The sequence below is a fragment of the Nocardia sp. NBC_00416 genome (assembly GCF_036032445.1).
In the GTDB taxonomy this organism is placed as follows: domain Bacteria; phylum Actinomycetota; class Actinomycetes; order Mycobacteriales; family Mycobacteriaceae; genus Nocardia.
Genome location: NZ_CP107932.1, coordinates 3880741 through 3907479 on the forward strand (window position 1 = coordinate 3880741; position 26739 = coordinate 3907479).

The 26739-nt window shown below is 68.1% G+C and carries 28 protein-coding genes, 1 tRNA gene and 1 other RNA gene; 13 read left to right on the forward strand and 17 right to left on the reverse strand.

Annotated features, from left to right (window positions below):
- Window positions 1-23: 23 nt before the first annotated feature.
- From OG804_RS16510 to OG804_RS16545, 8 genes are all read right to left on the reverse strand, one after another.
- Window positions 24-650 (reverse strand): hypothetical protein, encoded by a 627-nt coding sequence (locus tag OG804_RS16510; protein ID WP_328387521.1) that lies wholly within the window; start codon window positions 648-650, stop codon window positions 24-26.
- Window positions 647-1483 (reverse strand): ImmA/IrrE family metallo-endopeptidase, encoded by an 837-nt coding sequence (locus OG804_RS16515; RefSeq protein ID WP_328387523.1) that lies wholly within the window; start codon window positions 1481-1483, stop codon window positions 647-649. The genes OG804_RS16510 and OG804_RS16515 overlap by 4 nt, the downstream gene beginning before the upstream one ends.
- On the reverse strand, window positions 1480-1812 hold the full coding sequence (locus tag OG804_RS16520) for a helix-turn-helix domain-containing protein (RefSeq protein ID WP_328387525.1): 333 nt from the start codon (window positions 1810-1812) through the stop codon (window positions 1480-1482). Before OG804_RS16520 ends, OG804_RS16515 begins: the two co-directional genes overlap by 4 nt.
- 524 nt (window positions 1813-2336) lie before the next feature.
- Window positions 2337-2409: transfer RNA gene (locus OG804_RS16525), tRNA-Ala, on the reverse strand.
- A 94-nt stretch (window positions 2410-2503) separates the two neighbouring features.
- Window positions 2504-3241 (reverse strand): DsbA family protein, encoded by a 738-nt coding sequence (locus OG804_RS16530; protein ID WP_328387527.1) that lies wholly within the window; start codon window positions 3239-3241, stop codon window positions 2504-2506.
- 68 nt (window positions 3242-3309) lie between these two features.
- On the reverse strand, window positions 3310-4644 hold the full coding sequence (locus tag OG804_RS16535) for an MFS transporter (protein WP_328398445.1): 1335 nt from the start codon (window positions 4642-4644) through the stop codon (window positions 3310-3312).
- A 231-nt stretch (window positions 4645-4875) separates the two neighbouring features.
- Window positions 4876-6513 (reverse strand): phosphoglucomutase (alpha-D-glucose-1,6-bisphosphate-dependent), encoded by a 1638-nt coding sequence (gene pgm, locus OG804_RS16540; RefSeq protein ID WP_328387529.1) that lies wholly within the window; start codon window positions 6511-6513, stop codon window positions 4876-4878.
- A 47-nt stretch (window positions 6514-6560) separates the two neighbouring features.
- Window positions 6561-6911 carry a fluoride efflux transporter CrcB gene (locus OG804_RS16545; protein ID WP_328387531.1) on the reverse strand — a complete coding sequence of 117 codons (351 nt, stop codon included), beginning with the start codon at window positions 6909-6911 and terminating at the stop codon, window positions 6561-6563.
- Window positions 6912-7301: 390 nt separating this feature from the next.
- Between OG804_RS16545 and OG804_RS16550 the strand changes: the two genes are divergently transcribed.
- Together OG804_RS16550 and OG804_RS16555 are read left to right on the forward strand one after the other, a co-directional pair.
- A complete protein-coding gene (locus OG804_RS16550) occupies window positions 7302-7994 on the forward strand; it encodes a TetR/AcrR family transcriptional regulator (protein WP_328387532.1) in 693 nt (230 codons plus the stop codon).
- A 70-nt stretch (window positions 7995-8064) separates the two neighbouring features.
- A complete protein-coding gene (locus OG804_RS16555; RefSeq protein WP_328387533.1) occupies window positions 8065-9393 on the forward strand; it encodes a D-arabinono-1,4-lactone oxidase in 1329 nt (442 codons plus the stop codon).
- On the opposite strand, the gene OG804_RS16560 is transcribed toward OG804_RS16555, so the two are convergent.
- Window positions 9358-10164, reverse strand: coding sequence for an SIR2 family NAD-dependent protein deacylase (locus tag OG804_RS16560; protein ID WP_328398447.1), 807 nt, complete (start codon window positions 10162-10164; stop codon window positions 9358-9360). The genes OG804_RS16555 and OG804_RS16560 overlap by 36 nt on opposite strands.
- 446 nt (window positions 10165-10610) lie before the next feature.
- Here OG804_RS16560 and OG804_RS16565 point away from each other — a divergent pair, with 446 nt between their 5' ends.
- The 4 genes from OG804_RS16565 (at window position 10611) to ssrA (ending at window position 12074) form a co-directional block, all read left to right on the forward strand.
- Entirely contained in the window at window positions 10611-10808 is a 198-nt protein-coding gene (locus tag OG804_RS16565; protein WP_328387535.1) for a hypothetical protein, read from the forward strand.
- Between the two features lie 55 nt (window positions 10809-10863).
- On the forward strand, window positions 10864-11088 hold the full coding sequence (locus tag OG804_RS16570; RefSeq protein ID WP_328387537.1) for a hypothetical protein: 225 nt from the start codon (window positions 10864-10866) through the stop codon (window positions 11086-11088).
- 58 nt (window positions 11089-11146) lie between these two features.
- On the forward strand, window positions 11147-11620 hold the full coding sequence (gene smpB, locus OG804_RS16575) for an SsrA-binding protein SmpB (RefSeq protein ID WP_328387538.1): 474 nt from the start codon (window positions 11147-11149) through the stop codon (window positions 11618-11620).
- A gap of 85 nt (window positions 11621-11705) precedes the next feature.
- Window positions 11706-12074: a transfer-messenger RNA gene (ssrA, locus tag OG804_RS16580) on the forward strand.
- A 143-nt stretch (window positions 12075-12217) separates the two neighbouring features.
- On the opposite strand, the gene OG804_RS16585 is transcribed toward ssrA, so the two are convergent.
- From OG804_RS16585 to OG804_RS16595, 3 genes are all read right to left on the reverse strand, one after another.
- On the reverse strand, window positions 12218-12760 hold the full coding sequence (locus OG804_RS16585; protein ID WP_328387540.1) for a hypothetical protein: 543 nt from the start codon (window positions 12758-12760) through the stop codon (window positions 12218-12220).
- Window positions 12757-13086, reverse strand: a complete 330-nt coding sequence (locus OG804_RS16590; RefSeq protein ID WP_442941545.1) for a helix-turn-helix domain-containing protein — start codon at window positions 13084-13086, stop codon at window positions 12757-12759. The genes OG804_RS16585 and OG804_RS16590 overlap by 4 nt, the downstream gene beginning before the upstream one ends.
- A 252-nt stretch (window positions 13087-13338) precedes the next feature.
- Window positions 13339-14556, reverse strand: coding sequence for an MFS transporter (locus tag OG804_RS16595; RefSeq protein WP_328387542.1), 1218 nt, complete (start codon window positions 14554-14556; stop codon window positions 13339-13341).
- Between the two features lie 108 nt (window positions 14557-14664).
- Here OG804_RS16595 and OG804_RS16600 point away from each other — a divergent pair, with 108 nt between their 5' ends.
- The 4 genes from OG804_RS16600 to OG804_RS16615 all read left to right on the forward strand — a co-directional run bounded on the left by OG804_RS16600 (window position 14665) and on the right by OG804_RS16615 (window position 18216).
- Complete coding sequence (locus OG804_RS16600; RefSeq protein WP_328387544.1) at window positions 14665-15045, forward strand: ArsR/SmtB family transcription factor; 381 nt, start codon at window positions 14665-14667, stop codon at window positions 15043-15045.
- Window positions 15046-15153: 108 nt separating this feature from the next.
- A complete protein-coding gene (locus OG804_RS16605) occupies window positions 15154-16056 on the forward strand; it encodes a metal-dependent hydrolase (RefSeq protein WP_328387546.1) in 903 nt (300 codons plus the stop codon).
- A gap of 74 nt (window positions 16057-16130) precedes the next feature.
- The gene (locus OG804_RS16610; RefSeq protein WP_328398449.1) at window positions 16131-17168 is read left to right on the forward strand and encodes a PDR/VanB family oxidoreductase; all 1038 of its coding nucleotides are present in this window, start codon (window positions 16131-16133) and stop codon (window positions 17166-17168) included.
- Between the two features lie 37 nt (window positions 17169-17205).
- Window positions 17206-18216, forward strand: coding sequence for an alpha/beta fold hydrolase (locus OG804_RS16615; protein ID WP_328387549.1), 1011 nt, complete (start codon window positions 17206-17208; stop codon window positions 18214-18216).
- 62 nt (window positions 18217-18278) lie between these two features.
- Here OG804_RS16615 and OG804_RS16620 read toward each other — a convergent pair whose 3' ends face one another.
- The 3 genes from OG804_RS16620 to recQ all read right to left on the reverse strand — a co-directional run bounded on the left by OG804_RS16620 (window position 18279) and on the right by recQ (window position 22327).
- Window positions 18279-19268, reverse strand: coding sequence for a helix-turn-helix transcriptional regulator (locus tag OG804_RS16620; RefSeq protein WP_328387551.1), 990 nt, complete (start codon window positions 19266-19268; stop codon window positions 18279-18281).
- Between the two features lie 122 nt (window positions 19269-19390).
- A complete protein-coding gene (locus OG804_RS16625) occupies window positions 19391-20362 on the reverse strand; it encodes a hypothetical protein (RefSeq protein WP_328387553.1) in 972 nt (323 codons plus the stop codon).
- Between the two features lie 96 nt (window positions 20363-20458).
- Window positions 20459-22327: a DNA helicase RecQ gene (gene recQ, locus OG804_RS16630; RefSeq protein WP_328387555.1), complete on the reverse strand. Its 1869-nt coding sequence runs from the start codon at window positions 22325-22327 to the stop codon at window positions 20459-20461.
- 187 nt (window positions 22328-22514) lie between these two features.
- On the opposite strand from recQ, the gene OG804_RS16635 reads away from it, so the two are divergent.
- Together OG804_RS16635 and OG804_RS16640 are read left to right on the forward strand one after the other, a co-directional pair.
- Window positions 22515-23489 (forward strand): SMP-30/gluconolactonase/LRE family protein, encoded by a 975-nt coding sequence (locus tag OG804_RS16635; RefSeq protein ID WP_328387557.1) that lies wholly within the window; start codon window positions 22515-22517, stop codon window positions 23487-23489.
- 143 nt (window positions 23490-23632) lie between these two features.
- Window positions 23633-24184, forward strand: coding sequence for a DinB family protein (locus OG804_RS16640; protein WP_328387558.1), 552 nt, complete (start codon window positions 23633-23635; stop codon window positions 24182-24184).
- 64 nt (window positions 24185-24248) lie between these two features.
- Here OG804_RS16640 and hisN read toward each other — a convergent pair whose 3' ends face one another.
- Window positions 24249-25034, reverse strand: coding sequence for a histidinol-phosphatase (gene hisN, locus OG804_RS16645; protein WP_328387560.1), 786 nt, complete (start codon window positions 25032-25034; stop codon window positions 24249-24251).
- Between the two features lie 77 nt (window positions 25035-25111).
- Complete coding sequence (locus tag OG804_RS16650; RefSeq protein ID WP_328387561.1) at window positions 25112-25702, reverse strand: NADPH-dependent FMN reductase; 591 nt, start codon at window positions 25700-25702, stop codon at window positions 25112-25114.
- Window positions 25703-25845: 143 nt separating this feature from the next.
- Between OG804_RS16650 and OG804_RS16655 the strand changes: the two genes are divergently transcribed.
- Window positions 25846-26700: a helix-turn-helix domain-containing protein gene (locus tag OG804_RS16655; protein WP_328387563.1), complete on the forward strand. Its 855-nt coding sequence runs from the start codon at window positions 25846-25848 to the stop codon at window positions 26698-26700.
- Window positions 26701-26739: the final 39 nt, after the last annotated feature.

Below are 26739 nucleotides of genomic sequence, written 5' to 3' on the forward strand. Positions count from 1 at the left end.
CACTCCGGCGATTCGTGACCAGGTCAATCAGAGGACGGTGGAGCCCACAGAGTAGGGCTCAGCAGTGAGGTTTGCTCGATGGGGACCAAGCCGTCGTCAAGGTCCCGCAACCGGCGGTAGAGGGACCGCGTCGCGGTCTTGTCTTTCACCAAATTCTTCTGAACTGCCTTTTCGAGGATCGTTGCGGTGTTGACCACGAGAATGCGCCCAACTGGCTTACCTGCTGCGCGGCGGCGGTCGAGGTTGCCTGCTTCGACGGTGGCCATGGCCGCGCCGGCCTGTTCATCAATGATTACTGTGACGTCTTGGCCCTTTTCGGCGGCGACGAGGGCATGGGCGACGACCATCAGCTCGCCGAGGTCTTTGGCGTGCTTCTTGCGTTCATCCAGGGGCATCCGCGCCAACCGGGAGCCCACTGAATCGAGTTCGGTCCAATCGTCGGAGAGGACTTCGATCCACCTGGGTGTCAGCTTCGACCATTCGCGCTCAACAGGCTCGAACCGACGGTCGGTTCGAGCCTTTCGCAGAACTTCGGTTTCGACGGTTTCAGGCGTGCTGATCTCTCCCAGCACCCCGATCAGTAGTCGGGCTTGGTTGACTGCCAGGAAGTTCAGAGCGGGACCTGCGTCGATGACCGGCCGTTGACTCACTCCCTGAGGCTATCGTTCATGTCTGCGTCGAACTCTGAGAGGTCGATCGAAACCTCTGGCAGCTCAGATGTTTTGCTCCAGCTCGGAGTCACGTTTACCTCAGCCGGTTGAAGTCCCTCCCTGCGCAGTTCTTCTTCGGCTTCATCAGCACTCAAGCCCCGTAGCGTCGCGATGGTTTGGATGGGCACCAGGTTCTGCAGCCAGCCCGATATCGCTCGGGCAAGCAGCCGCTGGGGGGCTCGGCGGCTGTTTGACGCCTCCGCCAGCGCCTGGTAACGCTCCATCCAGCCGAATTCGGCTGCCAGTGTCGGTGTGGTCACCGACATCCATTCGTCCTTGGTTGCTCTGTTGATGCGGCCGCATTGTTCCAAGGCGATCGCCGCGATCGTTGGCGAGACCAGGAACCGCTGCACTACCGCCGACAGGAGGGCGCGGCCCGGCCCGACGTGTTCGCTGGTGATCATCTCCTTCACCCCCTCTTGGGGTACCAGGAGATGTCTGGCGAAGCTGTTCGCGCGGCTCTCTATCGGGTTCGGTGAGTCAACAATCGCCTCTGCGGACCAGTCACCAAAGATAACGTGGGCCAGCTCGTGAGCGAGAGTGCTGCGCTGCCGCATCGGATGGATAGTGCGGGTCACAGCGATGTAGATAGGCCCGTCCGTCCCACGCCGCATTGTCATCCCGTGCTGGTTCGGCTCGGTGTCGAGAACAGCGACGTCGGCTCCGACAGCCTGTTCGATCAGCGTCACCAAGTCACCCAGCGGAGCAGTGCCGAGGTTGTGCTGTTGCCGGAACCGCGTCGCTTCCTTCTGGCCCTCGGATTCCGCGCTCACACGACCGCCGCTATGGCCTGGTCGTCGAGGTAGGCGTCGAGCTCGACGAAATGCAGTATCTGTACATGCATCGAGTCCATCGACGCACCGTTGACCGCCCTCGCCGCACACTGCACGTCATCAGCCACCCGCGAGGCGCCGGTGAGCTCCGTCAGCACACATCCCGCAGCCCGAGCGATCGCCATCAACTCGTTCATCTTCGCCACGCGCTCACCACCGATGGTCCGCGACAAGGTCGACTGAGAGATCCCCGTGATGGCGGCAAGTTCTCGCTGACTCAGCCCGGCAGCCTCGATGGCACGCGCGATCCGATCACCTGCGGTAATCATGCCCGAACCCTTCCTGAATCAGAATTTCTCTGGTGATTCATTGTATAAGTTTGGTCCGACATAGAGCAACGCCATCACACCGGCACGCTTCCAGGGGAAGGCGGCACTACTCAGCCGACAGGCATCCACAGAAGGAGCAAGGAGGGCGATCTCCCGACGTAGGCGAAGCCGGTTTCCTAAGTCGCGGCGAAGGTCGATACGACGTGGAGTACCTGCTACCCACCACCGAACAACAGGCCCGCGACCACATCACCGACCCCGCCGGCCGCCCCCGACACACGCCACTGTGCGCTCCGGTCGCAACGCACAGACAGTGAAGTCCGGCTCGATCCGATAACGACGCAGCGATGACACAGCAGATGGTCGGCTACGCGGCAAAGCTCACAGCCGCCATCCGAGATGGGTGCAGCGGCGGCGTGGGATAACTCTGGTAGCTGGGCGAAACCGGGGGGGTAACCGTGGGGTTGGATCAAAATAAACAGGTCAGGCCCGGCGCTAGACCGGGCCTGACCTGGGGTTTCAGGTGGAGCTAAGGGGACTCGAACCCCTGACCCCCACACTGCCAGTGTGGTGCGCTACCAGCTGCGCCATAGCCCCGGACGGTTGCCGCCGGTTCCCCGGCTGCCTGAACGAAGTTACACCACCTCCACACCGGTAGCCAAATCGCCTGGATTCCGGGTGAACGCTGAGGTCACGGGGCCAGCTGCTGGACCCAGTCCGGCTCGTTGACGTCGATCTTGGTGGCGACATCGAACACACTGGGCGTTGCCGCGTCACCGTCGAGTGCGGCCTTCAAGTCTTCGAGGGTGCCGGGGGCCTGGTTCTTCACCTCGGCGATCCGGGCACCCTCGGAGATGCAGGTGCGGGCGGGTTCGGTGGCGCCGGATTCGGTGGCGATGGTGAGCAGCTCGTCGTCGGTGAGTTCGGAGCCTTCGTCCGGCTGGCGGGTGGTGAAGATCGTGTCGTGGAACTTCGAATAGGTGACGCCGGAACCGGTTTCCGCCACGCACTGCAGGGCCGCGATGGCGCGGGTGGAGTAGTCGCCGCTCGACGATTTGGGGTCGAGGAAGTTGACGAAGCGGTAGCGGATGGCGAGTTTGCCCTCGTCGAGTTTCTGGGCGAGCTCTTGGCCGTAGAGGGTTTCCAGGTGACCGCAGGCCGGGCACATGGGGTCTTCGTAGACCTCGATGGTTTTCGGGGCGTCGGGACGGCCGAGCCGCACGCCGCCGTCGCTCTGTAGCGCGGCGGTGACCGCCGCGTTGCGGACCGGGCCGTAGCCGTCGTTGCGGACCTCGGCTTCCTGGCCGCCGCCCCAGCGGTAGGCGAAGACGACGATCAGCGCGATCAGGACAAGGGCCAGGGCGCCGAGGGCGTAGGTGGTCCGGTTGGACATGGGCCGCGGGGTGTAGTCGGACGGCGAATTGCTCACGCGACCACTCTGCCGTATGGGGGCGAACCGGTCACGTGTGAATCACGCGAGACCGGGCGCCGACCCGCTCAGGACCGGGTTTTCGGATCCGCGTCGCCGATGGGTCCGCCCGGGAACCCGGTGGTTCCCGTACCCGTGGTCAGCCCGTCGACCGCTGCTTTCGACGCGCCCGCACGGTGCGCGGGAGGCTCGGCGCGGTCCGGGGCGGCGGGCGGGCGGTCCATCGGTTCGGGCACGATCAGCCAGGCCAGTGCGGCGACGGCCAGCAGCGATCCGGTGACGGCCAGGCCCGCGCCGTAGGAAAGCCGCTGGGCGATCGCGCCGACGACGATGGGCCCGAGGACGGTGCCCAGGTCCTGGGCCATCTGGAAACCCGCGAGCATGGTACCGCCGCGGGCGCGGGAGCCGATGATATCGCCGACGGCGGCCTGCTGGGCGGGGGTGAACAGGCCCGACCCGATCCCGGCGACGAACGAGGTGACCAGCAGCCAGGTCAGGTTCGGGGCCAGGCCGAGGCCGGTGGTGCCGACCGCGCACACCAGCGCGCCGGAGATCAGCAGGGGGCGGCGGCCGTAGCGGTCGGACAGCCGGCCGGAGAAGAACAGCACGGTCGCGTTGCCGGCGGCGAATATCGTGAGCGCCACGCCGGCCATCCCGGACGGCTGGCCGAGCACCTCGACCACCAGCAGCGGGACGAGCGCCATGCGCACTCCGAACACGGCGGCGCCGTTGGCGAAGTTGGACCACAGCGCCGCCCGGTACTCGGGGCGTGCCAGACCTTGCCGGAAGCTGACGGTGCGGATGTCGGCCCCCGATTCGGATTCGGCGATCCGGGAGTCGCGCAGGTTGAAGTAGACGACCGCGACCGCCGCCAGCAGGGCGGTCGCGTAGATCAGGAAAGGGGCGCGCAATCCGAAGCCGGCCAGCACGCCGCCGATCAGGGGCCCGGACAGCCCGCCGATGAGGAAACAGGTGGACCACAATCCGGTGACCCGGCCGCGTTCGGCGGGCGGCGACAGCCGGATCACGAGGGCCATCGATGAGACGGTGAACATGGTGGACCCGACCCCGCCGAGCGACCGCAGCACGATCAGCTGCCAGTAGGTCTGTGCGAAGGCACTGGCGCCGGTGGAGACCGCCACGATGAGCAGCCCCACCATGTAGATCCGTCGTTCGCCCAGCAACTGCACCAGCCGCCCACTGACCGGCGCGAACAGCAACCGCATGGCGGCGAAGGCGCTGACGATGGCCGAGGCGGCCGCGATGCCGACCCCGAAACTCAGCGCGAACTGCGGGAGAATCGGCGACACCAGGCCGAATCCGATCGATACACAGAACGCCGCGCCGAGCAGGACCCAGATCTCACTGGGCAGCGGGGGCCTGCCGGATCTGCTCGATCGCAGGCGGGCCGAGATCCGTCCGCCCGATACGGGTACCGCGGCCCGTCCACCCGATCCGTACTCGCTCCCGGACCCGGGTCGATCATCTGCCACGGCCTCACCACTCACCCAGGCACTCAACGCCGGGCCACACGTCACCATTCCCCGCGTCGGGGCGGGGATTACCGTCGCAGGGGTCGCGGCGCTACCGGAAGAGCACCGTCGAGCCTCGGGAGCATCGCGGACGCGTTCGGGCTATCCGCCGGTCAGCACCCGCCCGACCATCTCCTGCGCGGCCTCCTGCACCTTCGCGAGGTGTTCGGGACCGTGGAACGACTCCGCGTAGATCTTGTACTTGTCCTCGGTGCCCGAAGGTCGCGCCGCGAACCAGGCATTGTCGGTGCTCACCTTCAACCCGCCCAGTGACGCGCCGTTGCCCCGGGCTCGGGTGGCGACCTCGGTGATCGGTTCGCCCGCGATCTCGGCACCGGTGACCTGGCCGGGGTCGAGTGCGGCGAGCAGTTTCTTCTGCTCGGGGTCGGCGGGAGCGTCGATCCGGGCGTAGGCGGGACTGCCGTAGCGGCGCTCGAGTTCGTGGTAGCGAGCCGACGGGCTCTGTCCGGTGACCGCGGCGATCTCGGCGGCCAGCAGAGCCATCAGGATCCCGTCCTTCTCGGTGGTCCAGACGGTCCCGTCCATCCGCAGGAACGACGCGCCGGCGCTCTCCTCGCCCCCGAACGCGAGACTGCCGCTGAACAGGCCGGGGACGAACCATTTGAACCCGACCGGCACCTCGTGGACGTCCCGGCCCAGCACACTCACCACCCGATCGATCATCGAGGAGGTGACCGCGGTCTTGCCGATCTTGGTGAGCGCGTCCCAGCCCCGGCGGTTGGCCACCAGGTATTCGATGGCCACCGCCAGGAAATGGTTCGGGTTCATCAGGCCGCCGTCGGGTGTGACGATGCCGTGCCGGTCGGCGTCGGCGTCGTTGCCGGTGGAGATGTCGTAGTCGTCGCGGATCGCGACCAACGAGGCCATGGCGTGGGGCGACGAGGGGTCCATCCGGATCTGGCCGTCGCTGTCCAGCGTCATGAAGCGCCAGGTGGGATCCACGGTCGGATTCACCACCTCGAGATCGAGGTCGTAGCGCTGACCGATCTCCTCCCAGTAGTCGACGCTGGCGCCGCCCATCGGATCGGCGCCGAGCCGGATCCCCGCGCCCCGAATGGCGTCCAGGTTCAGGACCGCGGGCAGGTCGGCTATGTAGTGGTCGAGATAGTCGTAGCGCCCGACCACATCCATCGCCTGGGTCAGCGGGGCACGTTTCACCCCGGCCAGGCCGCCGCGCAACAGTTCGTTGGCGCGTTCGGCGATGCTGTCGGTGGCGCCGGTATCGGCCGGGCCGCCGTGCGGGGGGTTGTATTTGATGCCGCCGTCCCGCGGCGGGTTGTGCGAGGGGGTCACCACGATGCCGTCGGCCTGGTGCCGGGTCTCGTCCCGGTTGTGCCGCACCACCGCGTGACTCAGCGCGGGTGTCGGGGTGTAGCGGCCGCGGGAGTCGACCACGGCGCCTATCTCGTTTCCGGCCAGCACCTCGAGGACCGTGGTCCAGGCGGGTTCGGACAGCGCGTGGGTGTCGCGTGCCAGATAGACGGGTCCGGTGATCTCGCGGGTCGCCCGGTATTCGACGATCGCCTGGGTGATGGCCAGGATATGCGCCTCGTTGAACGTGCCGTCGAGGCTCGAACCACGATGACCGGAGGTGCCGAACGCCACCCGCTGGGTGGGTTCGGCGGGATCCGGTACCCGGCTGTAGTACGCGGTCACCAGTCCCGGAACGTCCACCAGATCGCCTGGGCGGGCGGGCCGTCCGGCTCGGTTGTGGGCCATGCTCGGGTCTCCCTTCGTGGTCGGCCGCACGCGGCTGGTCATCGTGATCATCCGAACAGCCCCGCGGTCACGACGGCGAGCGACACCGCGGCGAGGCAGGACCCGGCGGCGAGCACGATAGCGCCGAGCGCGTAGGCGCCGCCGGTGGCCGACCCGATCGTCCCGGAGCCGGCGGCGCCGAAGGTGGTGGGCGGACCGCACGATCCGGTACCCGCGCCCGCCGGCGGCACCCGGCCCGCATCCGCTCCGATCAGTGCACCCGGTAGCGCCGAGTCAACAATGCTAACCGGCGATGTACCCACGGGCAGCGGGGAACCGGCACCCGCGGTGACCAGAGCGACCGCGCGCCCTGCCCGGTACCACGCCGGTTCGTCGGCGACCTTCCGGAACGCGGTCATCGGACGGTCGCCCGCTGACCCGGCCGCCACTGGTGAACCGAACGCGACACCTTCATGACCCGACCCCTCTCGCTTGTACCGTCTTACGTTCAGCTCATGCCGTACCGCGTTGTCCCGCCGCGCCTTTCCGCAGACCCCATCAGGTGGCCGGAGCCCGGTCACGACCGTGTCCGGGTAGGTCACCACTGTCCCCCCGAGGTATCCGAGCCCCGCGTCGGCGGCATCCGATTCGAGCAGTGTACGAACCTCCGCGCCACCATCGGAAAGGGTGGTGGACAACACGGCTGCCGAATACCCACGGTTGTTCACCCGCAACGGTATCCGCAGGCTGCCCGGGAGATCCGCTCGGCCGGATCGAAACCGGGTCCGGTTAATTCGTAGCTTGCTACCATGCCGGATGTGAATCTCGCCACCACCGCGCCCGGGACGCGCCGTCTCCGGGTCGACGCGGCGCGCAACCAGCAGCGCATCGTGGACGCCGCACGCGAGCTGTTCGCCGATCGTGGACTCGAGATCACGCTCGACGATGTGGCCGAACGCGCCGGAGTCGGAGTGGGCACGGTGTACCGGCGGTTCGCGAACAGACGCGAACTCGTCTCCGAGGTTTTCACCGGCCATATCCGCGAATTCGCCGAAGTGGCCGAGGAAGCGCTCGTCGCCGACGATCCATGGGAGGGTCTGGTGCGGCTCTTCGAGTACGCCTGCCGGCGGATGGCCACCGATCGCGGCTTCAGCGAGGTCATGCTCGAGCTGGGCGAGGACCGTGCCCGGTTCGACTGTCCGCGCGAAGAGATCGGTCCCACGGTCGCGGCCGTGATGGAGCGGGCCAGGGCAGCCGGGGTGGTTCAGCCCGGCATCGAGGCGACCGATCTGTTCGCACTGATCTACATGGTCGATTCGCTGGCCGATTTCGCCCGCCCGATCGATTCCGATATCTGGCGGCGGTACATGGCGATCACGCTGAACGGGATCCGCGCCGCCGACACCCCGCCGCAGGCGCTGACCGTGAACGCGCTCAGCCTGGCCGAGGTCGAGCAGGCCAAGGCGGCGAAACCGGGTCCGTTCCCGAGCCGCCGCCGCTGATCCGGGCGCATCCGCGGCCTGTCTCCGGTTCACCCGACGGCGGACGCCGCCGTCCCCTAGAGTTGGACGTGTGACCAAGTTATGGGTGAACTGGGCCGGTGATCAACAGTGCGCGCCGGCTCGACTCCGCGCACCGCGCGATCACGCCGAACTGGCCGCCGAACTGGCCCGGGCCGCCGACCACGGGCACCGGGTCCGAGTGGCCGGGGCCGGCCACTCGTTCACCGATACCTGCCTCACCGACGGCCTGTTACTCGACCTCTCCCGGATGAACCGCGTCCTGGACGTCGATCGTGAATCCGGCCTGGCCCGGGTCCAGGCCGGTATGACGCTGGCCGCGCTCAACACCCGGCTGGACGACTACGGGCTGGCCTTCCCGAATCTCGGGGATATCGACGTGCAGACCATCGCGGGCGCCACCGCCACCGGCACACACGGCACCGGCGGCCGACTGCCCAATATCTCCGCGGCACTGCACGCGGTGGAGATGATGACCGCCGACGGAAACGTCGTCGAACTGACCGAGGACTCCGATCCCCAGGCCTGGCGCGCCGCCCGAGTCGGCATCGGGGCGCTCGGCGTGGTCACCGCGTTCACCCTCCGACTCGTCCCATCGTTCGTGCTCGAGGGCATCGAACGGCCGATTCCGGTCGACGAGGTGCTCGCCGACCTCGATTCCCATATCGACGGCAACGACCATTTCGAGTTCTACATGTTCGCGCACAGCCCGATCGCGATGACCAAACGCAACAATCGCGTCGAGCTGCCGGCCGCTCCCCGGGCCGAGATCGTGGACTGGTTCGCCGATATCCTGCTGTCCAATTACGCGTTCGACGGACTGTGCCGACTGGCTCGCCGCCGACCCGCGCTCATTCCCTGGATCCAGCGCGGCGCCGCCTACGCGGGCAGTTACCGCCGCCAAGTGGATCGCTCGTATCGAGTGTTCACCAGTCCGCGACTGTTCCGGTTCACCGAGATGGAGTACGCGATCCCGCGCGCGCATTCGGCGGCCGCCATCCGCGAGATCAAGGACACCGCGAAACGTTTCGACAGCCCGATGCCGATCGAGGTGCGCTGGGTGGCGGGCGACGACGCTTTCCTCTCCCCTGCGGGCGGGCGCGCGACCTGCTATATCGCGGTGCACCAATACCAGGGGATGGATCACGAGCCGTTCTTCCGCGCCTGCGAAGCGATATTCGACCGCTACGACGGCCGGCCGCACTGGGGTAAACGCCACTACCAGTCCGCGGCCACACTGCGCACCCGCTACCCCGAGTGGGACCGGTTCGCCGCGGTACGCCGGCGCTTCGACCCCGACGGGCGGTTCGCCAACGACTACTCGGACCGAGTGCTCGGCCCGGTCTCAGCGGCCCAGGATCCGGTCGACCAGTACGGGTAGCGCGGTGCCGATGGGTTCGCGCACGACCTCGGTGGCCAGCGAATCGTAGGGTGTGGGTTCGGCGTTCACGATGATCAGATCGGCGCCCGCGGCCACTGCTCGCCCGCACAGGGAGGCCGCCGGCTCCACCTGGAGCGAAGTCCCGATGGCGAGGAATATGTCCGCGGTCTCGGCGGCCAGCGACGCTTTGATCAGCGTCCGGCGGTCCAGCGCCTGACCGAACATGATGACGTCCGCCTTGAGCACTCCACCGCATACCGGGCAGGGCGGGTCGGCCACACCGGCCGCGACCCGTTCCAGGGTCGCGGCCATGGTTGCGCGGTAGTCGCACTGCACGCAGACGACATCGAACATATTGCCGTGGATCTCCAGCACCCGCTGCGGCGCGGAACCGGCACGTTGATGCAGCCTGTCGATGTTCTGGGTGATGATCGTCAGCGCCCGCCCGGCCCGCTCCAACTCCACCAGCGCGCGATGGGCGCCGTTCGGTTCCGCGCCCCAGGCGGGATTGTCCCGGCGGGCGCGCCAGGACCGCTCCCGCAGGTCGGGGTCGGCCAGGTAGTTGTCGTAGGTGGACAGCAGTTCGGCGATGGGGTCCTCGGTCCAGACTCCGCGCGGCCCACGGAAATCCGGGATACCGCTGTCGGTGGAGATCCCGGCTCCGGTCAGCGCCGCGATACGGCCGGTGCGCTCGTACCAGTCGGTCACCGCCGGACCCCCGGGACCGGAGCCGCCCGGTGCAGGGCCCGGCAGCGCGGCGCCCGATGGCATCGATTCCACATACCCCAAGCTTAGGAGGCGTCGTTACCGGCAGCGTTATGCCCGAATCCAACAGGTAACAGTTAATGAGCAGCAAACCATTCGTCGATGCGCGACAGGGGTCGCACCGCAAAACAAACTTGCGGTCTCATCCGTGCCACTGGAACCTACTTCAGCTACTGGAACAGGCAATACTCCGAATAATAACGACCGAATTTGCACAACCCCACATTTTCGAAAGACGAGCTGTGATGGTTGTCTCTAGATTTGCCACCCGGTGTCCAGGCGGAGATTTCTCCGTTACGGTGAAACACAACGCCGCACCGACTCCGAACGGAGGTTCTGCTATGGCCCGCCACCGCACTCCCCGTACAGCAGACCTGCAGGTCGGTTACCACACTTCCGGAAATTACGGCAATAACGGTTTGATAAACCACGCCGCCGGGTACCCGGAAAATATGACAGCACTGCGTAACCGACCTACCCGGATAGCCGGCATGGAATGGGGCACCGCACTGCTGGCCCTCGCCACCTGCCTCATTTTCAGTACCGGTATCGCCGCTATCACGCAATCCTTCGCGACCGCCCTCGCGGCCACCGCCGCGATCCTCATCGGTCTCGGATTCACGCTCCGCATCCTGAGATCCCCCCGCTGACCGGAGTCCGCGCGCCCCGTCCGCGAATATCTGCCCGCACAGCTAGTCTGCGTGCATGGTATCCGGGGACGGGTCCGACGACACCATCGGCGGCGACGGGGGCGGTTCCCCCGGCGAGCCCGCCGACGGGCCGCCGCGAACACGGAGCACAGATCCGTCGGTCGACAGCGGCTGGCTGAACCGGCCGTCCCGTCCGCACACCCCACACCGGCCCCGCCTGTCAACGGTGCTGTTGGTCGTCGCGTTCGTCGCGGTTCTCTTCCTCTATCTGATCCTGTGACCCGGCTGAGCAGCGACCGGGAATAATCCCGTTGCTCCAGCGGCTTAAGGTTGTCGATATGAAGGAGAACGGGCGCAAGGTCATCGCGACCAACCGCCGGGCACGGCACAACTACACGATCCTGGACACCTACGAGGCCGGGATCGCGCTGGTCGGTACCGAGGTCAAGAGTCTGCGTGAGAGCAAGGCCTCACTGGTGGACGCCTTCGCGACAGTCGACAACGGCGAAGTGTGGTTGCGGGGTCTGCACATCCCCGAGTTCAGCCACGGCACCTGGACCAACCACGCACCGCGCCGGGTCCGCAAACTATTGCTGCACAAACGGGAGATCGAACGACTCGTCGGCAAATCCCGTGAGGGCAACCAGACCCTGGTTCCGCTGTCGATGTATTTCTCCGACGGCAAAGTGAAGGTCGAGCTCGCCCTCGCCAAGGGCAAGCAGGACTACGACAAACGCCAGGACCTGGCCCGCCGCACCGCCGAGCGCGAGGTGACCCGCGAGATCGGCCGCCGAATCAAGGGCATGCGCTGAGCACGGCGTACGCACCGGAAAACGGGAATGAACCGCGGCGGCCGAGGTGTTAACATGACTAGCCCGGCAAGGTGCCGGGGCGTGCGGGGCTGAACGGTTTCGACTGCGTACGTAGATTCAGGGGAAGCGTGTCGGTGCAGGCAAGAGACCACCGTAAGCGTCGTTGCAACCAATTAAGCGCCGATTCCAATCAGCGCGAGTACGCTCTCGCTGCCTAAGCGATAGCGTCTCTGTCGGCCCGAGGTTCGCCCTCGGCTTCGGTGCCGGCATCAGCTAGAGGGCTCACCGTGCGACTCGGTCGCGGAGTAACACGGGACATCCAACAGCGACTGGGATCGTCATCCCGGCTTGTTCGCGAGACCGAGAGATCCGAGTAGAGGCACAGCGAACTGCACACGGAGAAGCCCTGGTGAAGCGGCGGAGGACCCGGGTTCGATTCCCGGCAGCTCCACTCGAGCCCCTCATCCACAACTGTGGATGAGGGGCTTTCTCGTGCTCAGCGCATGCTCTCGCGACTGCGGCCGACAAGATCGGGCCCTGATCGAGGCGTACCCGTAGCGGGGCAGCGGACCGACCCGGTTCCGGCGCCGTGGGCGCTCATCGCTTCCGCACCGTTTCCCGCGCATTGTTCAATTGCTGCATCAACGCGGTGTCCCCGTCCGGACGGTCGGGATGCAGGCACAGGGACAGGGCCTTGTACACACTGTCCACGAGCGGCTCGCCGACGGCGGCGAACAACTGCTCCGCCCAATCGCCGGGCCCGGGTGCGGGCGGAACTCGGTCCGCCACCACGTCCTGCAGACGCAGCACTTCTTCCTCCAGTCGGTGCGCGGCGGCGGCCATCGCCTCGTACTGCATCTTCCAGTGCTCGACGTCGTCGTCGGTTTCCCGGGGCTGCCGAGGGTGTTCGTTGGTCCAGGTGACCTTCGCACCGAATCGTTCCAGTTCGGTGCACAGTTGCGTGATCCCCGCGAATATCCGCCACTCACGATTGTCCCTGTCCCACTGGCGTTTTTCCCGGGAGATCACGGCCTCCAGCGCGGTGAACAGCTCGTCGTCGTATTCGCTGAAGGCGACGGCCCAATATTGGCCTCGGGGGGTAACGGTGACGGTCGCTCGCACTACGCGCGGCCGCCTCATCTCGCGCTCCTCCCGCCTCGCCGCACGGAACCGGCCACGCACCGTGGATCGGTACCCGCCTGGAAGAACTGGCTGGTGGCGGCATCGGCGGGGTCCAGCGATGGGTGGTCGGCTGCGACGGGCAGGCGATTGCGTTCGCGCAGCGGAACATCCAGGTGCTCGGCCGGCCGCAGCACCATGGCGCTGCTGGGCACGGTACGCCCGGTCGCTACGAAACTGATGTGCCGCGGCGACACTTCGGCCTGTATCGCCGGCTCGAGCTGACTCAATTTCCTCGGGTGCCGCCACTCCCGCAGTTGCCGGCCGACGGGCCCGTCCTCGATCACAGGTCGAGTATCGCCGGGTCCGGCTGCTGCTCGCCACTACCACCCGGGTGATCCAGCCCCTACCCGATGCCGGACAGCTCCCCGACGCAATGTTCTGACCGTCCCGTCTTCCGGATGAGCCCGGATTTCCCGCACCACCCGGACCGGGCACGGTACTCGGCACCGTTCATCGGAGCCGCCGGGCATCGCATCGGCTGCGGAACGGATCGCTGCCCCGCCGAGCGCGCTCGGCGGGGCCCGGACCCTACTCGATCAGCTGACGCTGGTACGCACTCCGGCGGCGGCGAGGGACCCGCCGGCCAGCGCCACGGCGCCGGCGACAACAGCGAACAGTGTTACTCCCGTGGCGAACCCGAGATGATCGCTGAGCACACCCAGGCCCAGAATCATCAGCCCGGCGAAGGCATAGGCGCCGATATTGAGAGCGGCGTTGGCCTCGGCCAGCCGACCGGCCGGGATATCGACATTGAGCAGGGACAGCCCGCCGAGCATCCCCGGACCGTAGGCCGCGCCGGCCAGAACGGCGGCCGCGGCCAGTACGGCTACCGAGGAGGTGTCGACCGCGACGACCAGCGACGCCACGCAGACGACGGTGCTCACCACCGAGATCAGCAGCAGCCGACGCACCGGCAGGCCGCGCAGTGCGAACTGGCTGGCGGTGGCGACGGCGAAGGTCAGGCAGGCCAGGACGCCGGCGACGATCCGGTTCGTCGTGCCCAGCAATTCCGAGAGCAGCGACGGCGCCAGTGACAGCATGAACGCGGTGGTGGTCAGCGCGGGACCCGCCACCGTGACGGCGACGAGCAGCTCGCGGCGGTTCGGTTGGGGTACCCGGGGCACACGGATCCAGGCGGTTGCGCGGGGCCCGTCGGCCCGCGGGATCGGCACCACTACGACGATGGCCAGCGCCACCAGCAGGAACACCGTCTCCACCAGGAATACGGTGACGGTCGGGCCGGGCACGGTTTCGGAGAGGACCCCGCCCAGCAGTGGTCCGAGGCCAGTTCCGACCGCGATACCGACCGCGCCCGCCAATGCGGCCGTACGGGTATGCGCCCGTCCCGCGATATCGCTCACCGCAGCCACCCCCGCGGAAACCATCGCGCCACTGGCGATACCGGTGAGCGTGCGCGCGATGAACAGGGCGATGATGCCCGGCGCCGCGGCGAAGATCAGGGCGGCGGCTATCGCGAGGACGAGGGCGGGCACCAGCACCGTCTTACGGCCGAGCCGGTCGGAGACGACTCCGGAGATCAGCAGGGCGAGGGCCATTCCGGCCATATAGCAGCAGAAGACGGCCGTGAGCGTGCTCTTGCTGAATCCGAATTCGGCCTGCCAGAGCACATACAGCGGGGTGGCCGCGTTGGCGAGAACGAATACCGCGGCGATCGGCCACGCGGCCGACCAGACACGCAGCCGTGTGGCGTGGTCGCCGGGGGCGCGCGCTTCGAGAACGGCGGTTGCGGCCATATTCAACTCCTGACTCAAGTACGAGTATTCTCGAACAAGTACGAACAAAGTCGAACTGTAGCATCAAGTACGATAATTGTCGTACTGGACGACGAGCCGAGGAGAACCGTGCCGGATATCACCACTCGACGGGAGAGCCCGAGCGTTCCCAGCGATCCGCTACCCGAGCCCAGCCGTGCGGAGATGCGACTGGAAACGGTGCTGGCCGCCCTGAGCGATCCGCTGCGACTCAGCATCGTGCGGGCGTATTACCTGGACTCCGGAGGCGTCCCGCAGGCCTGCGGCTGGTTCGAGATCGACCGGCCGAAGTCCACACGCACACACCACTGGCGGGTGCTGCGCGAGGCGGGGCTCATCCGGCAGTGGCAGCACGGCCTGGAGCGCCGCAATGTGGTCCGGGTCGACGACCTCGAGGCCCGGTTCCCGGGCCTGCTCGCCCTGGTCGCGAACTGGGAACCGGCGGCGAACGGAGCCCGGCTCGCACCATAGAGAGAGTTGTCTGTAACTCCTGGTCCTACCTATGTATGATCGCAGCTACCGGTGCACCACCCGTCGCGACGAGTCGCGGTCGGTACCGGTAGCGATCAAGGAGGATCGATGAGGCTGTTCGGCAACCCCGCCCCGACGCGAGCGACCGATCCGGGGGAGGTCGCGTTGAACGCCCGCGACGTCCGCTTCGACTGGACCGCTGTCCCACTGCACTGGATGCCCACCGAGCCCATCGCCTCCCATGTCATGAACTCGCTGAACCTGCTGTTGCCCGAAGGTGAACGCAGCTTCCTCACCACATTCGGCGAAGCCCTGCCGTTCGTGCGGGACGAGAAACTGCGCGAGGACATGCTCGGCTTCATCGGTCAGGAATCGATGCACGCCGAAACTCATGCGGGCTCGCACGCCATGCTGCTCACCGCCAACGGCATCGATCCGGGCCCGTTCCTCCGGCAGGCCGAATATCTCTTCCGCAAGACCATCGGGCCGCGCCGGGCGACCACCACCCGGGCCGGACGACAACAGTTGGTGGACCGGCTCGGCGTCATCGCGTCGCTGGAACACTTCTTCGCCTTCCTCGGCGACTGGGTGCTCAACAGCGACCTGGAAGAGTTCGGCGCCGACCCGCGCATGCTGGACCTGTACCGCTGGCACGGCGCCGAAGAAGTGGAACACCGCAATGTGGCCCACGATGTCGCCGAATACTTCGGGGTCGGATACCTGCGCCGCGGCGCGCTGATGCTGCTGGTGTTCCCCTCGTTCCTGGTGCTGCTCGTCCGCGGTACCAAATACCTGGTACATCAGGACCCGTCGCTGCCCGACCTCGGCTATCCGCGGCTCCTGCTCCGGATCTTCGAATCCATGTGGCGCGGGGCGCTGCCCGGGATTCCGTCCCTGCTGATCAGCGCGCTGTCGACCTTCAAACCCGGATACAGCCCGGAGTCGGTCGGTTCCACCGCGCAGGCGATCGCCTACCTGGCGCAGTCCCCGGCTGCCCGGGCCGCCTCGTGACTGTCACGACCCCGGAATCGGCCACGCTCCCACTGCCGGACGATCTGCACAGAAGGCGTCACCCGGACCGGACCATGCGCCTGCTCGACGCCCTGGTGAACGCCCGGCTGCGCTGGACCGCGATCACCAACCGGCGCGACCTCGCGCCGCGCCGCGACGACCGGCGGATTCCCGTCCGGGTCGTCGGGCGGCGGATCGAAGCGCACGACAACGATGTGGTGAGCCTGCGCTTCGCCGCGGTGGACGGGCGTGCGCTACCGGCGTGGCGGCCCGGGGCGCATCTGGACCTCGAGCTGCCGTCCGGACGCCTGCGGCAGTACTCGCTGTGCGGCGATCCGGCCGACACCCGGACCTATCGGATCGCGGTGCGCCGTATCCCCGACGGCGACGGCGGCTCCGCGGAGACGCACCGCGCGGTGGAGGTCGGCACGACACTGTTCGTGCGGGGACCACGCAACGCGTTTCCCTTCGCCGTACCCGGTTACGGGTCACCGGCCACCCGGCTGCGCTTCGTCGCCGGCGGAATCGGCATCACCCCGATCCTGCCGATGATGCGGCTGGCGCACTCCCTGCGCGTCGACTGGACGATGCTCTACACCGGCCGCTCCCGGGACGCACTCCCCTTTCTCGACGAGGTGGCGGGGTTCGGCGACCGGGTCACGGTCCGCACCGACGATCGCGACGGGTTGCCGACCGGCGCGGAACTGTTGCGCGGCGTCGGCCCCGATACCGCCGTGTACTGCTGCGGACCCGCGCCGATGGTCGGTGTGATCGGTGCCGCCGTCCGCGGAATGCCCGGTGTGGAACTGCATTCGGAGCGGTTCTCGGCGCCGCCGATCGTGAACGGCACACCGTTCGAGGTCGAACTCGCCCGCGGCGGCGAAGTGCTGGCGGTACCGGCAGATCGATCCGTCCTGGATGTGCTGCTGGCGCAACGACCGGACCAGCCGTACTCATGTCGCCAGGGGTTCTGCCGCACCTGCAAGGTCCGGGTACTGGCCGGTGCACCCGACCACCGCGATACCGTCCTCACCCCCGCCGAGCGTGCCGCGGGCGATCTGCTCGCCTGCGTATCACGCTGCGCGGGTGAACGTCTGGTACTCGACCTGTAGCAACGACCACCACCGCCGACAGCACCGAGGAGCAATCGTGACGGACCCGAGAACCGAACTCACCGCGACCGAGCGAACCGTCCGCAGCGGCGCCTTCGACCTCGCGGTCTACGAATACGGCGACCCGGCCGCGGAAACCGTCGTACTGGTGCACGGCTGGCCCGATACCAATCACCTGTGGCACGGCGTGATCCCGATCCTGGCCCGGCGATTCCATGTGGTGGCCTACGACACCCGGGGGCACGGCGCCTCGACCCGCACCGACCGGGTCGCCGATTTCCGGCTCGAAGAGCTCGCCGCGGACTTCTTCGCGGTCGCCGACGCGGTCAGCCCCGAACGCCCGGTCCATGTGCTCGCGCACGACTGGGGCTCGGTGCAGGTCTGGGAGGCCGTCTGCGAGCCGCGCGCCACCGAGCGGATCGCCTCGTTCACCTCGGTATCCGGGCCGAACCTCGACCACCTGGGCAAATGGGTGCGGTCCCGGTTGCGCCGGCCCACCCCGCGCAATATCTGGCAGCCGTTCACCCAGCTGCTGTCCTCGGCCTATACCGGATTCTTCATGACCCCGGGCCTGCCGCGGCTGACCTTCGGGCTGTTCGCCACCGAACAGCGCTGGCGGCGGGTCATCCAGATCATGAACGACACCGCGGCCTCGACGATCTTCTTCGCCCCGACGCTGAAACGGGATATGGTCGACGGCCTGCTCATCTACCGCGCCAATATCGTTGCGCGCCTGCTGAATCCACGGGAGCGGACCACCGACGTGCCGGTGCAGCTCATCGTGGCCGGACGCGATATCGCGGTCCGGCCCGCCGGGTACGACGATACGGCGCAATGGGTATCGCGGTTGTGGCGCCGGGATGTGCCCGCCGGACACTGGATGCCGTTCTCCCATCCCGAACTGCTGGCCACCGCGACAGCAGAACTGGTCGACGCGGTCCAGCAGGGCGGCGTCGACGCCGGGACGTCCGCCCGGCTCTCGCTCGGCGAACCGACGGAACCGGCGCGGCGCCTGCGTGCGGTGCGGCCCACTGGTACAGATCGCTGAATTTCGCATTCACCGCGTCCCCCCAAGCGCATCCGGCGCACCCGGTCTTCGCACCGGGCAGCTCACGGCGCCGCGGTGGAATCGGCAGCGCCGGGATGGGCCCGGCGGAACCGTTCACCCCATGCCCGCACGTGGGCGATCAACTCCGGCGGTTGCAGGATCCGGAAGTCGGCGTCGAGCGCTCCGAGCACCATGGTCGGCCAGTCCAGTGAATCCGCGGTCATCGATACCCGGCAGCGTCCGGGATCGGTCGCCTCGACCGATCCCCAGCGACCGAGGGCGCGGGCGACGGTTTCGGCCGGGGCATCGACCAGAACTTCGATCCGGTAGGGGCGCGGCATGTTCTCCACCCGGGACCGGACGAACTCCGCGGCATCCACGGTGGGCAGCTCGCGGGGCCGGAAGCGCGACCCGTCGTCCTCGGGGCCGGTGAGCCGGTCGATCCGGAAACTTCGCCAATCGTGGCGGGTCAGGTCGAAGGCGACCAGATACCAGCGCCGGCCCAGGGCGACCAGGCGATACGGCTCGACGTGCCGTTCGGTGCGGGTGCCGTCGGCGGCGGTGTAGGCGAATCGCAACCGCCGACTGTCCCGGCAGGCCAGGGCGACCGCGGTGAGCGCACCCGGGTCGGGGCCCCGACCGGACCGGCCGCCGTCCCAATCGCCGGGCACGGTCATGGCGCGAATCGCCTCCACCCGCCGGCGCAGCCGGGGCGGCATCACCTGCACCACTTTGGCCAGTGCGCGCACCGAGGATTCGGCGACCTCCGCCACCATGCCCTGCATCGCGAACTGGAGCCCGATCACCAGCGCCACGGCCTCGTCGTCGTCGACCATGAGCGGGGGCAGTGCCGCCCCTGCCGCCAGCTGATATCCACCGTCGACGCCGCGCTGGGCCTCCACCGGATAGCCCAGGTCCCGGAGCCGGTCGATATCGCGCCGCAGGGTCCGCGCCGAGACGCCCAGCCGCCGGGCCAGTTCGTTACCGGGCCAGTACTTGTGCGTCTGGAGCAACGACAACAGGCGCAACGTCCGCGTACTCGTATTCGCCATACTGCCGATTGTTCTCGAATTGCGGTCAGTTATCGTCCGCTGGTAGCGCTTTGTCGCTGAATCACGGCCCCGCGGATCGTCCTGCCTTCACCTCGGCGCCGGCCTTCCGACAGGTCGCCGGGCTAGCGCGGGCCGAGCGCACGCAGCGAGACACCGGTGATGGTGTCGGCGTCGATCGAACCATCCGCGTGTTTGCGACCGTAGATCAATACCGGAGCGCCCTCCGCGATGGCCGCCACCGTGGTCGCGACCAGAACGTAGACCTTGGTGTCGTCATCGGTGTGCACGACGACCATGGAATGATTTATCTCGCTCTTGACAGTGAGGGTGCTGCCGTCGTTGGTTTTCACCTTGCCCCAGACGAAACCGACTCCCACATCGGGTGAACTCGTGGGCGCCGAGTCCACTGTCGCGCGGGGAGCCATAGTCGAGATCGCGGTGGCCACGGTCGGGGCGCCGGCCTGGTTCGGGCCGGTGGTGCGACCCAGATAGAAACACCCCACCGCGAGCAGTACCGCGATCCCGATACACAGTCCGAGCAGCGCGTGCCCGCTCGACGGCAGCAGCTCGAGAGCCTCGTGCTCCGGGACGGTCCAGTGGGCGCCCATCGGATCTCCGGCCTCCGGGGCCCATTCGCGCCGCGAGGACGGCGACGGATAGGAGGCGTCGGCCGGCGACGTCCGCGGAGGTTCCGGAGGGACGAACGGCCGATCGGGTGCGGCGGGTTCGGGCACACGATCCGCGGCCGGCCGGGGCTCCGGGTCGGATTCGGACAGGCTGCGCGGCATCTGCGGCTCCCTCCTCGAAACGGACCGGTCGGTGAAGCCCTCGGCACGGCCGGGTGCCGGTAGGTCTGCCTCGGCCTCGGCCTCGGCGAACTCGCCCGCGTCCCCGGACTCTGCGTCGTGACCGACGGCGGTCACGAATTTCGGGTCGGGCGACGGTTCGGCCGCCCTCGGGGCGCCCGCAGTCGGACGGTCGCCGGGGCGGCTGGTCGCGGCGCGGATGACCCGCGGATCCAGACTGCCGAATTGATCCGCAGACGAGCCGGCGCGGTGGCGTGACCGCGACCACGGGGTGCGCTTGCTGGACATACTGCCAGGTTAGAGGCTCCGTACACCCCCCTATCGTCACTGGCGGGAGGAATCATCGGATGAAAGCGGTTCTGTGCCAGCGCCTTCCGCCGCCGCTCATCCGGCCGTCAGAACCTCCAAAACCTGCTCGCCGTAACGGGCCAGTTTGTTCTCGCCCACGCCGCTCACCCCGCCCAGGGCCGCCAGATCGGCGGGTTTGCGGGCGGCGATATCGCGCAGGGTCGCGTCGTGGAAAACCACGTACGCGGGGACCCCCTGTTCCTTGGCGGCATCGGCGCGCCACTGGCGCAGTTTCTCGAACAGCCCGGTATCGGCGGGGTCGAGGTCCGTGGGCACGGACCTACCGGATTTCGCGGAACGGGCGGCGCGTGACGGAGTGGGACGTTCGGGCTCACGGCGCAACCGGACCGGGCGGCCGTCGAAAAGGACGGCCTTGCTGGACTCGGTCAGCACCAGCACGCCGTAATCGCCGTGCACCGCGAGCAGACCCTGTGCGAGCAGTTGGCGGACCACACCGCGCCATTCGGTATCGCGCAGGTCCGCGCCCACCCCGAACACGCTCAGTTCGTGGTGGTCGTACTGCTGGACTTTCTGGTTCTGCTTGCCGAGCAGGATATCGATGAGATGGCCGGCGCCGAAGCTCTGGCCCCGCTCGCGCTCGAGACGCAGCACGGTCGACAGGAGTTTCTGCGCGGCGACGGTACCGTCCCAGGATTCGGGCGGCGTCAGACAGGTATCGCAGTTTCCGCACGGCTGCGGCGCCTGACCGAAGTACGCGAGCAGCTGGGCGCGCCGGCAGTCGACCGTCTCGCACAGGGCGAGCATGGCGTCCAGGTGCAGTTGCAGCCGACGGCGATGAGCGGAGTCACCCTCGGAGGATTCGATGAGTTTGCGCTGCTGTACCACGTCCTGCAGGCCGTAGACCATCCACGCCGTGGAGGGCAGTCCGTCACGGCCGGCTCGGCCGGTTTCCTGGTAGTAGCCCTCGACGGATTTGGGCAGGTCGAGATGCGCGACGAAACGGACATCGGGTTTATCGATACCCATACCGAACGCAATGGTCGCGACGACGACCAGACCGTCCTCACGCAGGAAACGGGCCTGGTTCTCGGCGCGGGTCCGATTGTCCAGACCGGCGTGGTACGGGACCGCGCGCACCCCGTTCTCGGTCAGGAACGCCGCTGTCTTCTCCACGGAGTTCCGCGACAGGCAGTACACGATCCCGGCGTCCCCGGGATGCTCGGCGCGCAGGAAATCGAGCAGCTGACGATCGGGCCGGTTCTTCGGTTCGATGCGGTACTGGATGTTCGGCCGGTCGAAACTGGCGACGAAACGCCGCGCCCCGCCCAGGTCCAGCCGGGTGATGATCTCGTCACGGGTCTTATCGGTCGCGGTGGCGGTCAGCGCGATGCGGGGCACATCCGGCCAGCGTTCGTGCAGCATCGACAGCGCCAGATAGTCCGGCCGGAAGTCGTGACCCCACTGCGATACACAGTGCGCCTCGTCGATCGCGAACAGCGCGATCCTACCCCGATCGAGCAGTTGGGCGGTGGATTCCATCCGGAGTCGTTCCGGAGCCAGATACAGCAGGTCGAGTTCACCGGCCGCGAACTGGGCCTCCACCGTGCGGCGTTCGTCCGGGAACTGGGTGGAGTTGAGGAATCCGGCCCGCACCCCGAGCGCGCTCAGCGCGTCCACCTGGTCCTGCATGAGCGCGATGAGCGGTGAGATCACCACCCCGACCCCGTCGCGGACCAGCGCGGGTATCTGATAGCAGAGCGATTTCCCGCCGCCGGTGGGCATGAGCACCAGCGCGTCGCCGCCGCCGACCACCTGGTCGACGATCGCGCGCTGTTCGCCCCGGAAACTGTCGTAACCGAACACCCTGCTCAGAATCTCTTGTGCCGCCCCGGATTCGGCGGCCGAGTCGGGGGCGGGGGCGGTGCGGGCTTCGGGGGATTCCACGCGGCCATCCTACGAGCCTCCGCGGACGGCCGTAGGGGGCCAGGGTGGGCGACCCCGGGGTCGCTGCCCGTCTTGCGCACATGTGGATGAACGTCGAAGACCAGTCCCCCCGCAGCACGCGGCTCCGCCCTCCCCGGCGAGTACGAGTTCCCGGCCGGGGCGCGACGGATCCCTTACATTGTCCGGCATGACATCCGGTAGAGCACGGCGCCGCGCCCGGTGGGCATTGTTCGCCGCGGCGACGGCAACGGCAGCCTGTATGAGCGCGGCGCCCGCGCAGGCCCAGCCGTTCCCGCCGATGTGCGCGGACGGCTGGGAGGCGACCACTCTCGTCGCGGGCGTCGGCAACCTGGAGAACCTCGATTCCGACGGGGCGGGCGGCTTCTACGTCACCGGCATCACGGACGGGTTCCTGGCCCATCTGGCGGCGGACGGGACATTCGAAAAGCTGGTGACCGGGCTGGATAATCCGGCTGGAGTTCGCACAGCCGGCCGGTCGGTGTACTTCCTGACCGGCGACGGCGTCACCGCCGCGCCCGGCACCCTGCAGCGCTATGACCTGGACACCCGCGCGGTCACCGTGCTGCGGACCGGCTTGAACGGTCCGGACGGTGTGCTCCTGCTCCCCGACGGCGACCTGCTGATCAGCACGATCGGGGTCACGGGCCTACCGGGCGGGATCTCTCGGTACCGGCCGGCCACCGGCGAATTCACCGAGCGGTGGTCACCGCTGTCGCTGACGAACGGGCTGGCCCTGGCCCCGGACGGCCGCTCGATCTACACCGACAACCTGACCATGCGCATCTTCCGCGTCCCGCTCGACGCGCCGGGTGACCCGCAGGTCGTCGCCAGTTTTCCGGAGCTGCTCGCTGTTCCCGACGATATGGAGGCCACCCGTGACGGCACCCTGTACGTCGCCGACCACGGCGTCGGCGGGGTCTACCGCGTGGATCCGGCCACCGGGACGAATTGCGCGATCATCACCGGGCTGATCAAACCACCCGACCCGATCCGGATGCCGCCCGACGGCGCCACGTCGGTGCGCATCGCCCGCGACGGCGAGGCCTGGGCTCTGTTCGTCACCAGTATGGACGGCACCCTCCGGCGGCTGCGGCCACCGCCCGGCATCGACCTCACGCCCGCCGACGCCGGCCGCCGGTGAAGGCATCACGCCTGGTCGGGTAGCAGTTCGCCGGAAATTCTCGCCGTCCGATGATTGAGGTCGAAAAGTGACCGCTATCGGTCATATCGTGGTTTTCGAACACGGAAACCCCCGATCACAGCACCTGACGGAAGGCGAAAACCATGGGCGAAACCTCCACTCTCGACGAGACCGGCGACACCGCCGCCCTTTCCGGCGAGCGCGCCGACTTGCTCGCCGAACTGCGCGGCGCGCGCTTCTTCCTGCGCTTCACCACCCGTGACCTGACCGACGAACAGGCCGCCGCCCGCCCGACGCCCAGCGAACTGTGCCTGGGCGGCCTGATCAAACACGTCACGGGCGTCGAACGCGGCTGGGTGGATTTCATCGTGGACGGTACGTCGGCCATGAAGGATTTCGACGATCTGACGGCGGCGGATTTCGCGGAACGCGACAACGAGTTCCGCCTGTTGCCCGGCGAGACACTGGCCGGTGTGCTCGCGACCTACGCCCAGGTGGCCGCCCGGACCGACGAGATGGTGGCCACCCTGCCCGACCTGAACGCGACCTGGCCGCTGCCCAAAGCTCCCTGGTTCCAGGAGACGCAATGGTCGGCTCGCCGGGCGCTGCTCCACATCATCGCCGAGACCGCCCAGCACGCCGGTCACGCGGATATCATCCGCGAGGCGATCGACGGCGCCAAAACCATGGGCTGATCCCGCCACTCGACCCCGGGCCCGGCGGCGGGCTCGGGGAATGCCCGGGCGTGAACCTGCCCGGCTACTCGCCGAGGCGCTGCAGAACTTGGTCGTGCAGCCGACCGTTGGACGCCACTGCGTCTCCACCGTGCGGGCCTTTCCGCCCGTCCAGCGAGGTGAACGTGCCGCCCGCCTCGCGGACCAGGATGTCCAGCGCGGCCAGATCCCACAGCGAGACCTCGGGTTCGGCCGCGATATCCACCGCGCCCTCCGCGACCAGGCAATAGTTGAAGAAATCGCCGTAACCCCGGACCCGCCACACCTCGTCGGTGAGGCCGATGAACTTCTCCCGCAGGCCGCGGTCGCGCCAACCGGACAGGCTGGAGAATGCCAGGCTCGCGGAACCGAGGTCCGCGACCGCGCTGACCGCGATCGGTTGCGGCGCCCCCGGATGAAAACTCGACCACGCGCCCTGGCCGCTCGCGGCCCACCAGCGGCGGGCCAGGGCGGGCGCGCTCACCACACCCACCACCGGCACCCCATCCTCGAGCAGAGCGATCAGGGTCGCCCACACCGGAACACCGCGCACGAAGTTCTTGGTGCCGTCGATCGGGTCGACGACCCACTGCCGGCCGGTGAACTCGGCCGTGCCGCCGAACTCCTCCCCCACGACCGAATCCTCGGGCCGCCCGTGCCGCAATATCCGGCGAATGGCCTCTTCCACGGCCAGATCCGCGTCGGACACCGGGGTGAGGTCCGGTTTGGCCTCGACCTTCAGGTCGAGGGCGCCGAACCGTTCCCGGGTGATCGCGTCCGCCTCGTCGGCCAGGCGCAGCGCGAGTTCGAGGTCAGAAGAGTGAACAGCCACACCGAAACCCTATCGAGTCGCGTCGCGCCGGACACACACCGCGGCCGCGCTCGAGTCTGCGGCCCGGGCCGGCGCGGTCAGACCGTTACCGCGCGCGCGGCGACCAGGGCCTGCGCCCACCAGTGCAACCGGTCCAGCACGTCCTGTGCCGCGGCGGCCGGTTCCTCGGGCGCGCGCAGTTGTCCGTCCTCGTCGAACAGCAGGTAGTAGCGGGGGAACGAGACGTACTCACGCACGGTGTGCGCGTCCAGTTCGTTGAAGATCTGCCGCAACTGTTCGATCGCGAGCAGTCCCCCGCTCAGTCCGCTGTAGCCGACGAAAGCGATCGCTTTGCGCTCCCACTGCGTGAAATGCCAATCGATGACGGCCTTCAGAGCGGCCGGGAAACTGCGGTTGTACTCGGGCGTCACGATGACGAACGCGTCGGCGGCGGCAAGCCGTTCGGTCAGATCCCGCATACCCGCGGGGCGCTCGGGGTTCGGCTCCAGCCGGGGGGACACCGCCGGCAGGGGCAGCCGGATCTCGGCTTCGGCCAGATCGATCACATCGATCTCGAACCGATCGTGCAGGGCGGCCTGCGCGGCGAACCACGAAGCGACGACCGGTCCGAAACGACCTTCCCGGACGCTGGCGATGATCACCGCGAGACGCAGCGGGTTAGTGGACATCGGTGTGTACTCCTTCTCTCGGGCGGCGTAGAGCCGCCGACTCCACTCGAATCTGCCGGACCACGCGCCCCGCAGGGAGACCGCACGGAGGGTGGTAGTGCCACGGCCACCCTCAGCGGTGTCGGCGCGGCTACCGTGGGAATGTGAGCGAGAACGAGATGGGGCTGTTCCTGCGCAGCAGACGAGACGCGGTGACACCCGCGCAGGTGGGACTGCCCACCGGGGCGCGACGGCGGACCACCGGACTGCGCCGCTCGGAGTTGGCGACGCTCGCGGGAGTGAGCGTGGAGTACGTCACCCGCCTCGAACAGGGCCGGGACCGTAATCCCTCACCGCAGGTCCTCGCCGCGCTCGCCGACGCGCTCGCCCTCACCTCGAACGAACGGGTCCATCTCTATCGCCTGACCAAGGCCGATACGGGCTTCAACTGCATGGGCCGGGCACAGTCGGCGCGCGACATCCGGCCGACCGTGCGGGCCGTGCTCGATCAGCTCGAACCCACCGCGGCGATCGTGGTCAACCGCCTCACCGAGGCGCTGGCCTGCACCGACGGCTACCGGAGGCTGATGGAGCCGACGGGCCTGCTGGACGCCGAACACCGGTCCGGTCTCGCCCACTTCGCCTTCACCGACCCCCGGGCCCGCGAGATCTACCCGGACTGGGACCATCTGGCCGACCAACTCGTGGCCACGCTGAAACAGGGCCCGTTCCGCGCCGATCCCGAGATCTCGGCACTGGCCGATGAGCTCACCGTCACCGCGGGCGCGGCCTTCACCGACCGCGTCGCCACGGTGCCCAATCTGCCCGCCGCCACCGGAGTGACGCGGCTGGCGCATCCCACGGCCGGCCCGCTGCGGCTGGCGTACGAGACATTGCGTCTCGTCGCCGACGACGATCAGCAACTGATCGTCTATCTGCCCGCGGACCCGGCCACCGCCGAGGCGCTGGACGAGCTCGCCGGCCACCGTCCCGGCAACCTGCGCGCCGTACCGGGCTGACCCGCGACGATCGCGCTCGCCCCGCGATGGCGTCCGAGT

What these genes read in the sequence shown, in the direction of transcription:
- OG804_RS16650 (WP_328387561.1), bottom strand. Translation starts at nt 25,702, where the DNA reads ATGTCCACTAACCCGCTGCGTCTCGCGGTGATCATCGCCAGCGTCCGG.
- OG804_RS16605 (WP_328387546.1), top strand. Translation starts at nt 15,154, where the DNA reads ATGAGGCTGTTCGGCAACCCCGCCCCGACGCGAGCGACCGATCCGGGG.
- pgm (WP_328387529.1), bottom strand. Translation starts at nt 6,513, where the DNA reads ATGGCCCACAACCGAGCCGGACGGCCCGCCCGCCCAGGCGATCTGGTG.
- OG804_RS16550 (WP_328387532.1), top strand. Translation starts at nt 7,302, where the DNA reads ATGCCGGATGTGAATCTCGCCACCACCGCGCCCGGGACGCGCCGTCTC.
- OG804_RS16595 (WP_328387542.1), bottom strand. Translation starts at nt 14,556, where the DNA reads ATGGCCGCAACCGCCGTTCTCGAAGCGCGCGCCCCCGGCGACCACGCC.
- OG804_RS16625 (WP_328387553.1), bottom strand. Translation starts at nt 20,362, where the DNA reads ATGTCCAGCAAGCGCACCCCGTGGTCGCGGTCACGCCACCGCGCCGGC.
- OG804_RS16570 (WP_328387537.1), top strand. Translation starts at nt 10,864, where the DNA reads ATGGTATCCGGGGACGGGTCCGACGACACCATCGGCGGCGACGGGGGC.
- OG804_RS16565 (WP_328387535.1), top strand. Translation starts at nt 10,611, where the DNA reads ATGACAGCACTGCGTAACCGACCTACCCGGATAGCCGGCATGGAATGG.
- OG804_RS16545 (WP_328387531.1), bottom strand. Translation starts at nt 6,911, where the DNA reads ATGACCGCGTTCCGGAAGGTCGCCGACGAACCGGCGTGGTACCGGGCA.
- OG804_RS16520 (WP_328387525.1), bottom strand. Translation starts at nt 1,812, where the DNA reads ATGATTACCGCAGGTGATCGGATCGCGCGTGCCATCGAGGCTGCCGGG.
- OG804_RS16620 (WP_328387551.1), bottom strand. Translation starts at nt 19,268, where the DNA reads ATGGCGAATACGAGTACGCGGACGTTGCGCCTGTTGTCGTTGCTCCAG.
- OG804_RS16585 (WP_328387540.1), bottom strand. Translation starts at nt 12,760, where the DNA reads ATGAGGCGGCCGCGCGTAGTGCGAGCGACCGTCACCGTTACCCCCCGA.
- OG804_RS16610 (WP_328398449.1), top strand. Translation starts at nt 16,131, where the DNA reads ATGCGCCTGCTCGACGCCCTGGTGAACGCCCGGCTGCGCTGGACCGCG.
- OG804_RS16640 (WP_328387558.1), top strand. Translation starts at nt 23,633, where the DNA reads ATGGGCGAAACCTCCACTCTCGACGAGACCGGCGACACCGCCGCCCTT.
- OG804_RS16560 (WP_328398447.1), bottom strand. Translation starts at nt 10,164, where the DNA reads ATGCCATCGGGCGCCGCGCTGCCGGGCCCTGCACCGGGCGGCTCCGGT.
- smpB (WP_328387538.1), top strand. Translation starts at nt 11,147, where the DNA reads ATGAAGGAGAACGGGCGCAAGGTCATCGCGACCAACCGCCGGGCACGG.
- OG804_RS16635 (WP_328387557.1), top strand. Translation starts at nt 22,515, where the DNA reads ATGACATCCGGTAGAGCACGGCGCCGCGCCCGGTGGGCATTGTTCGCC.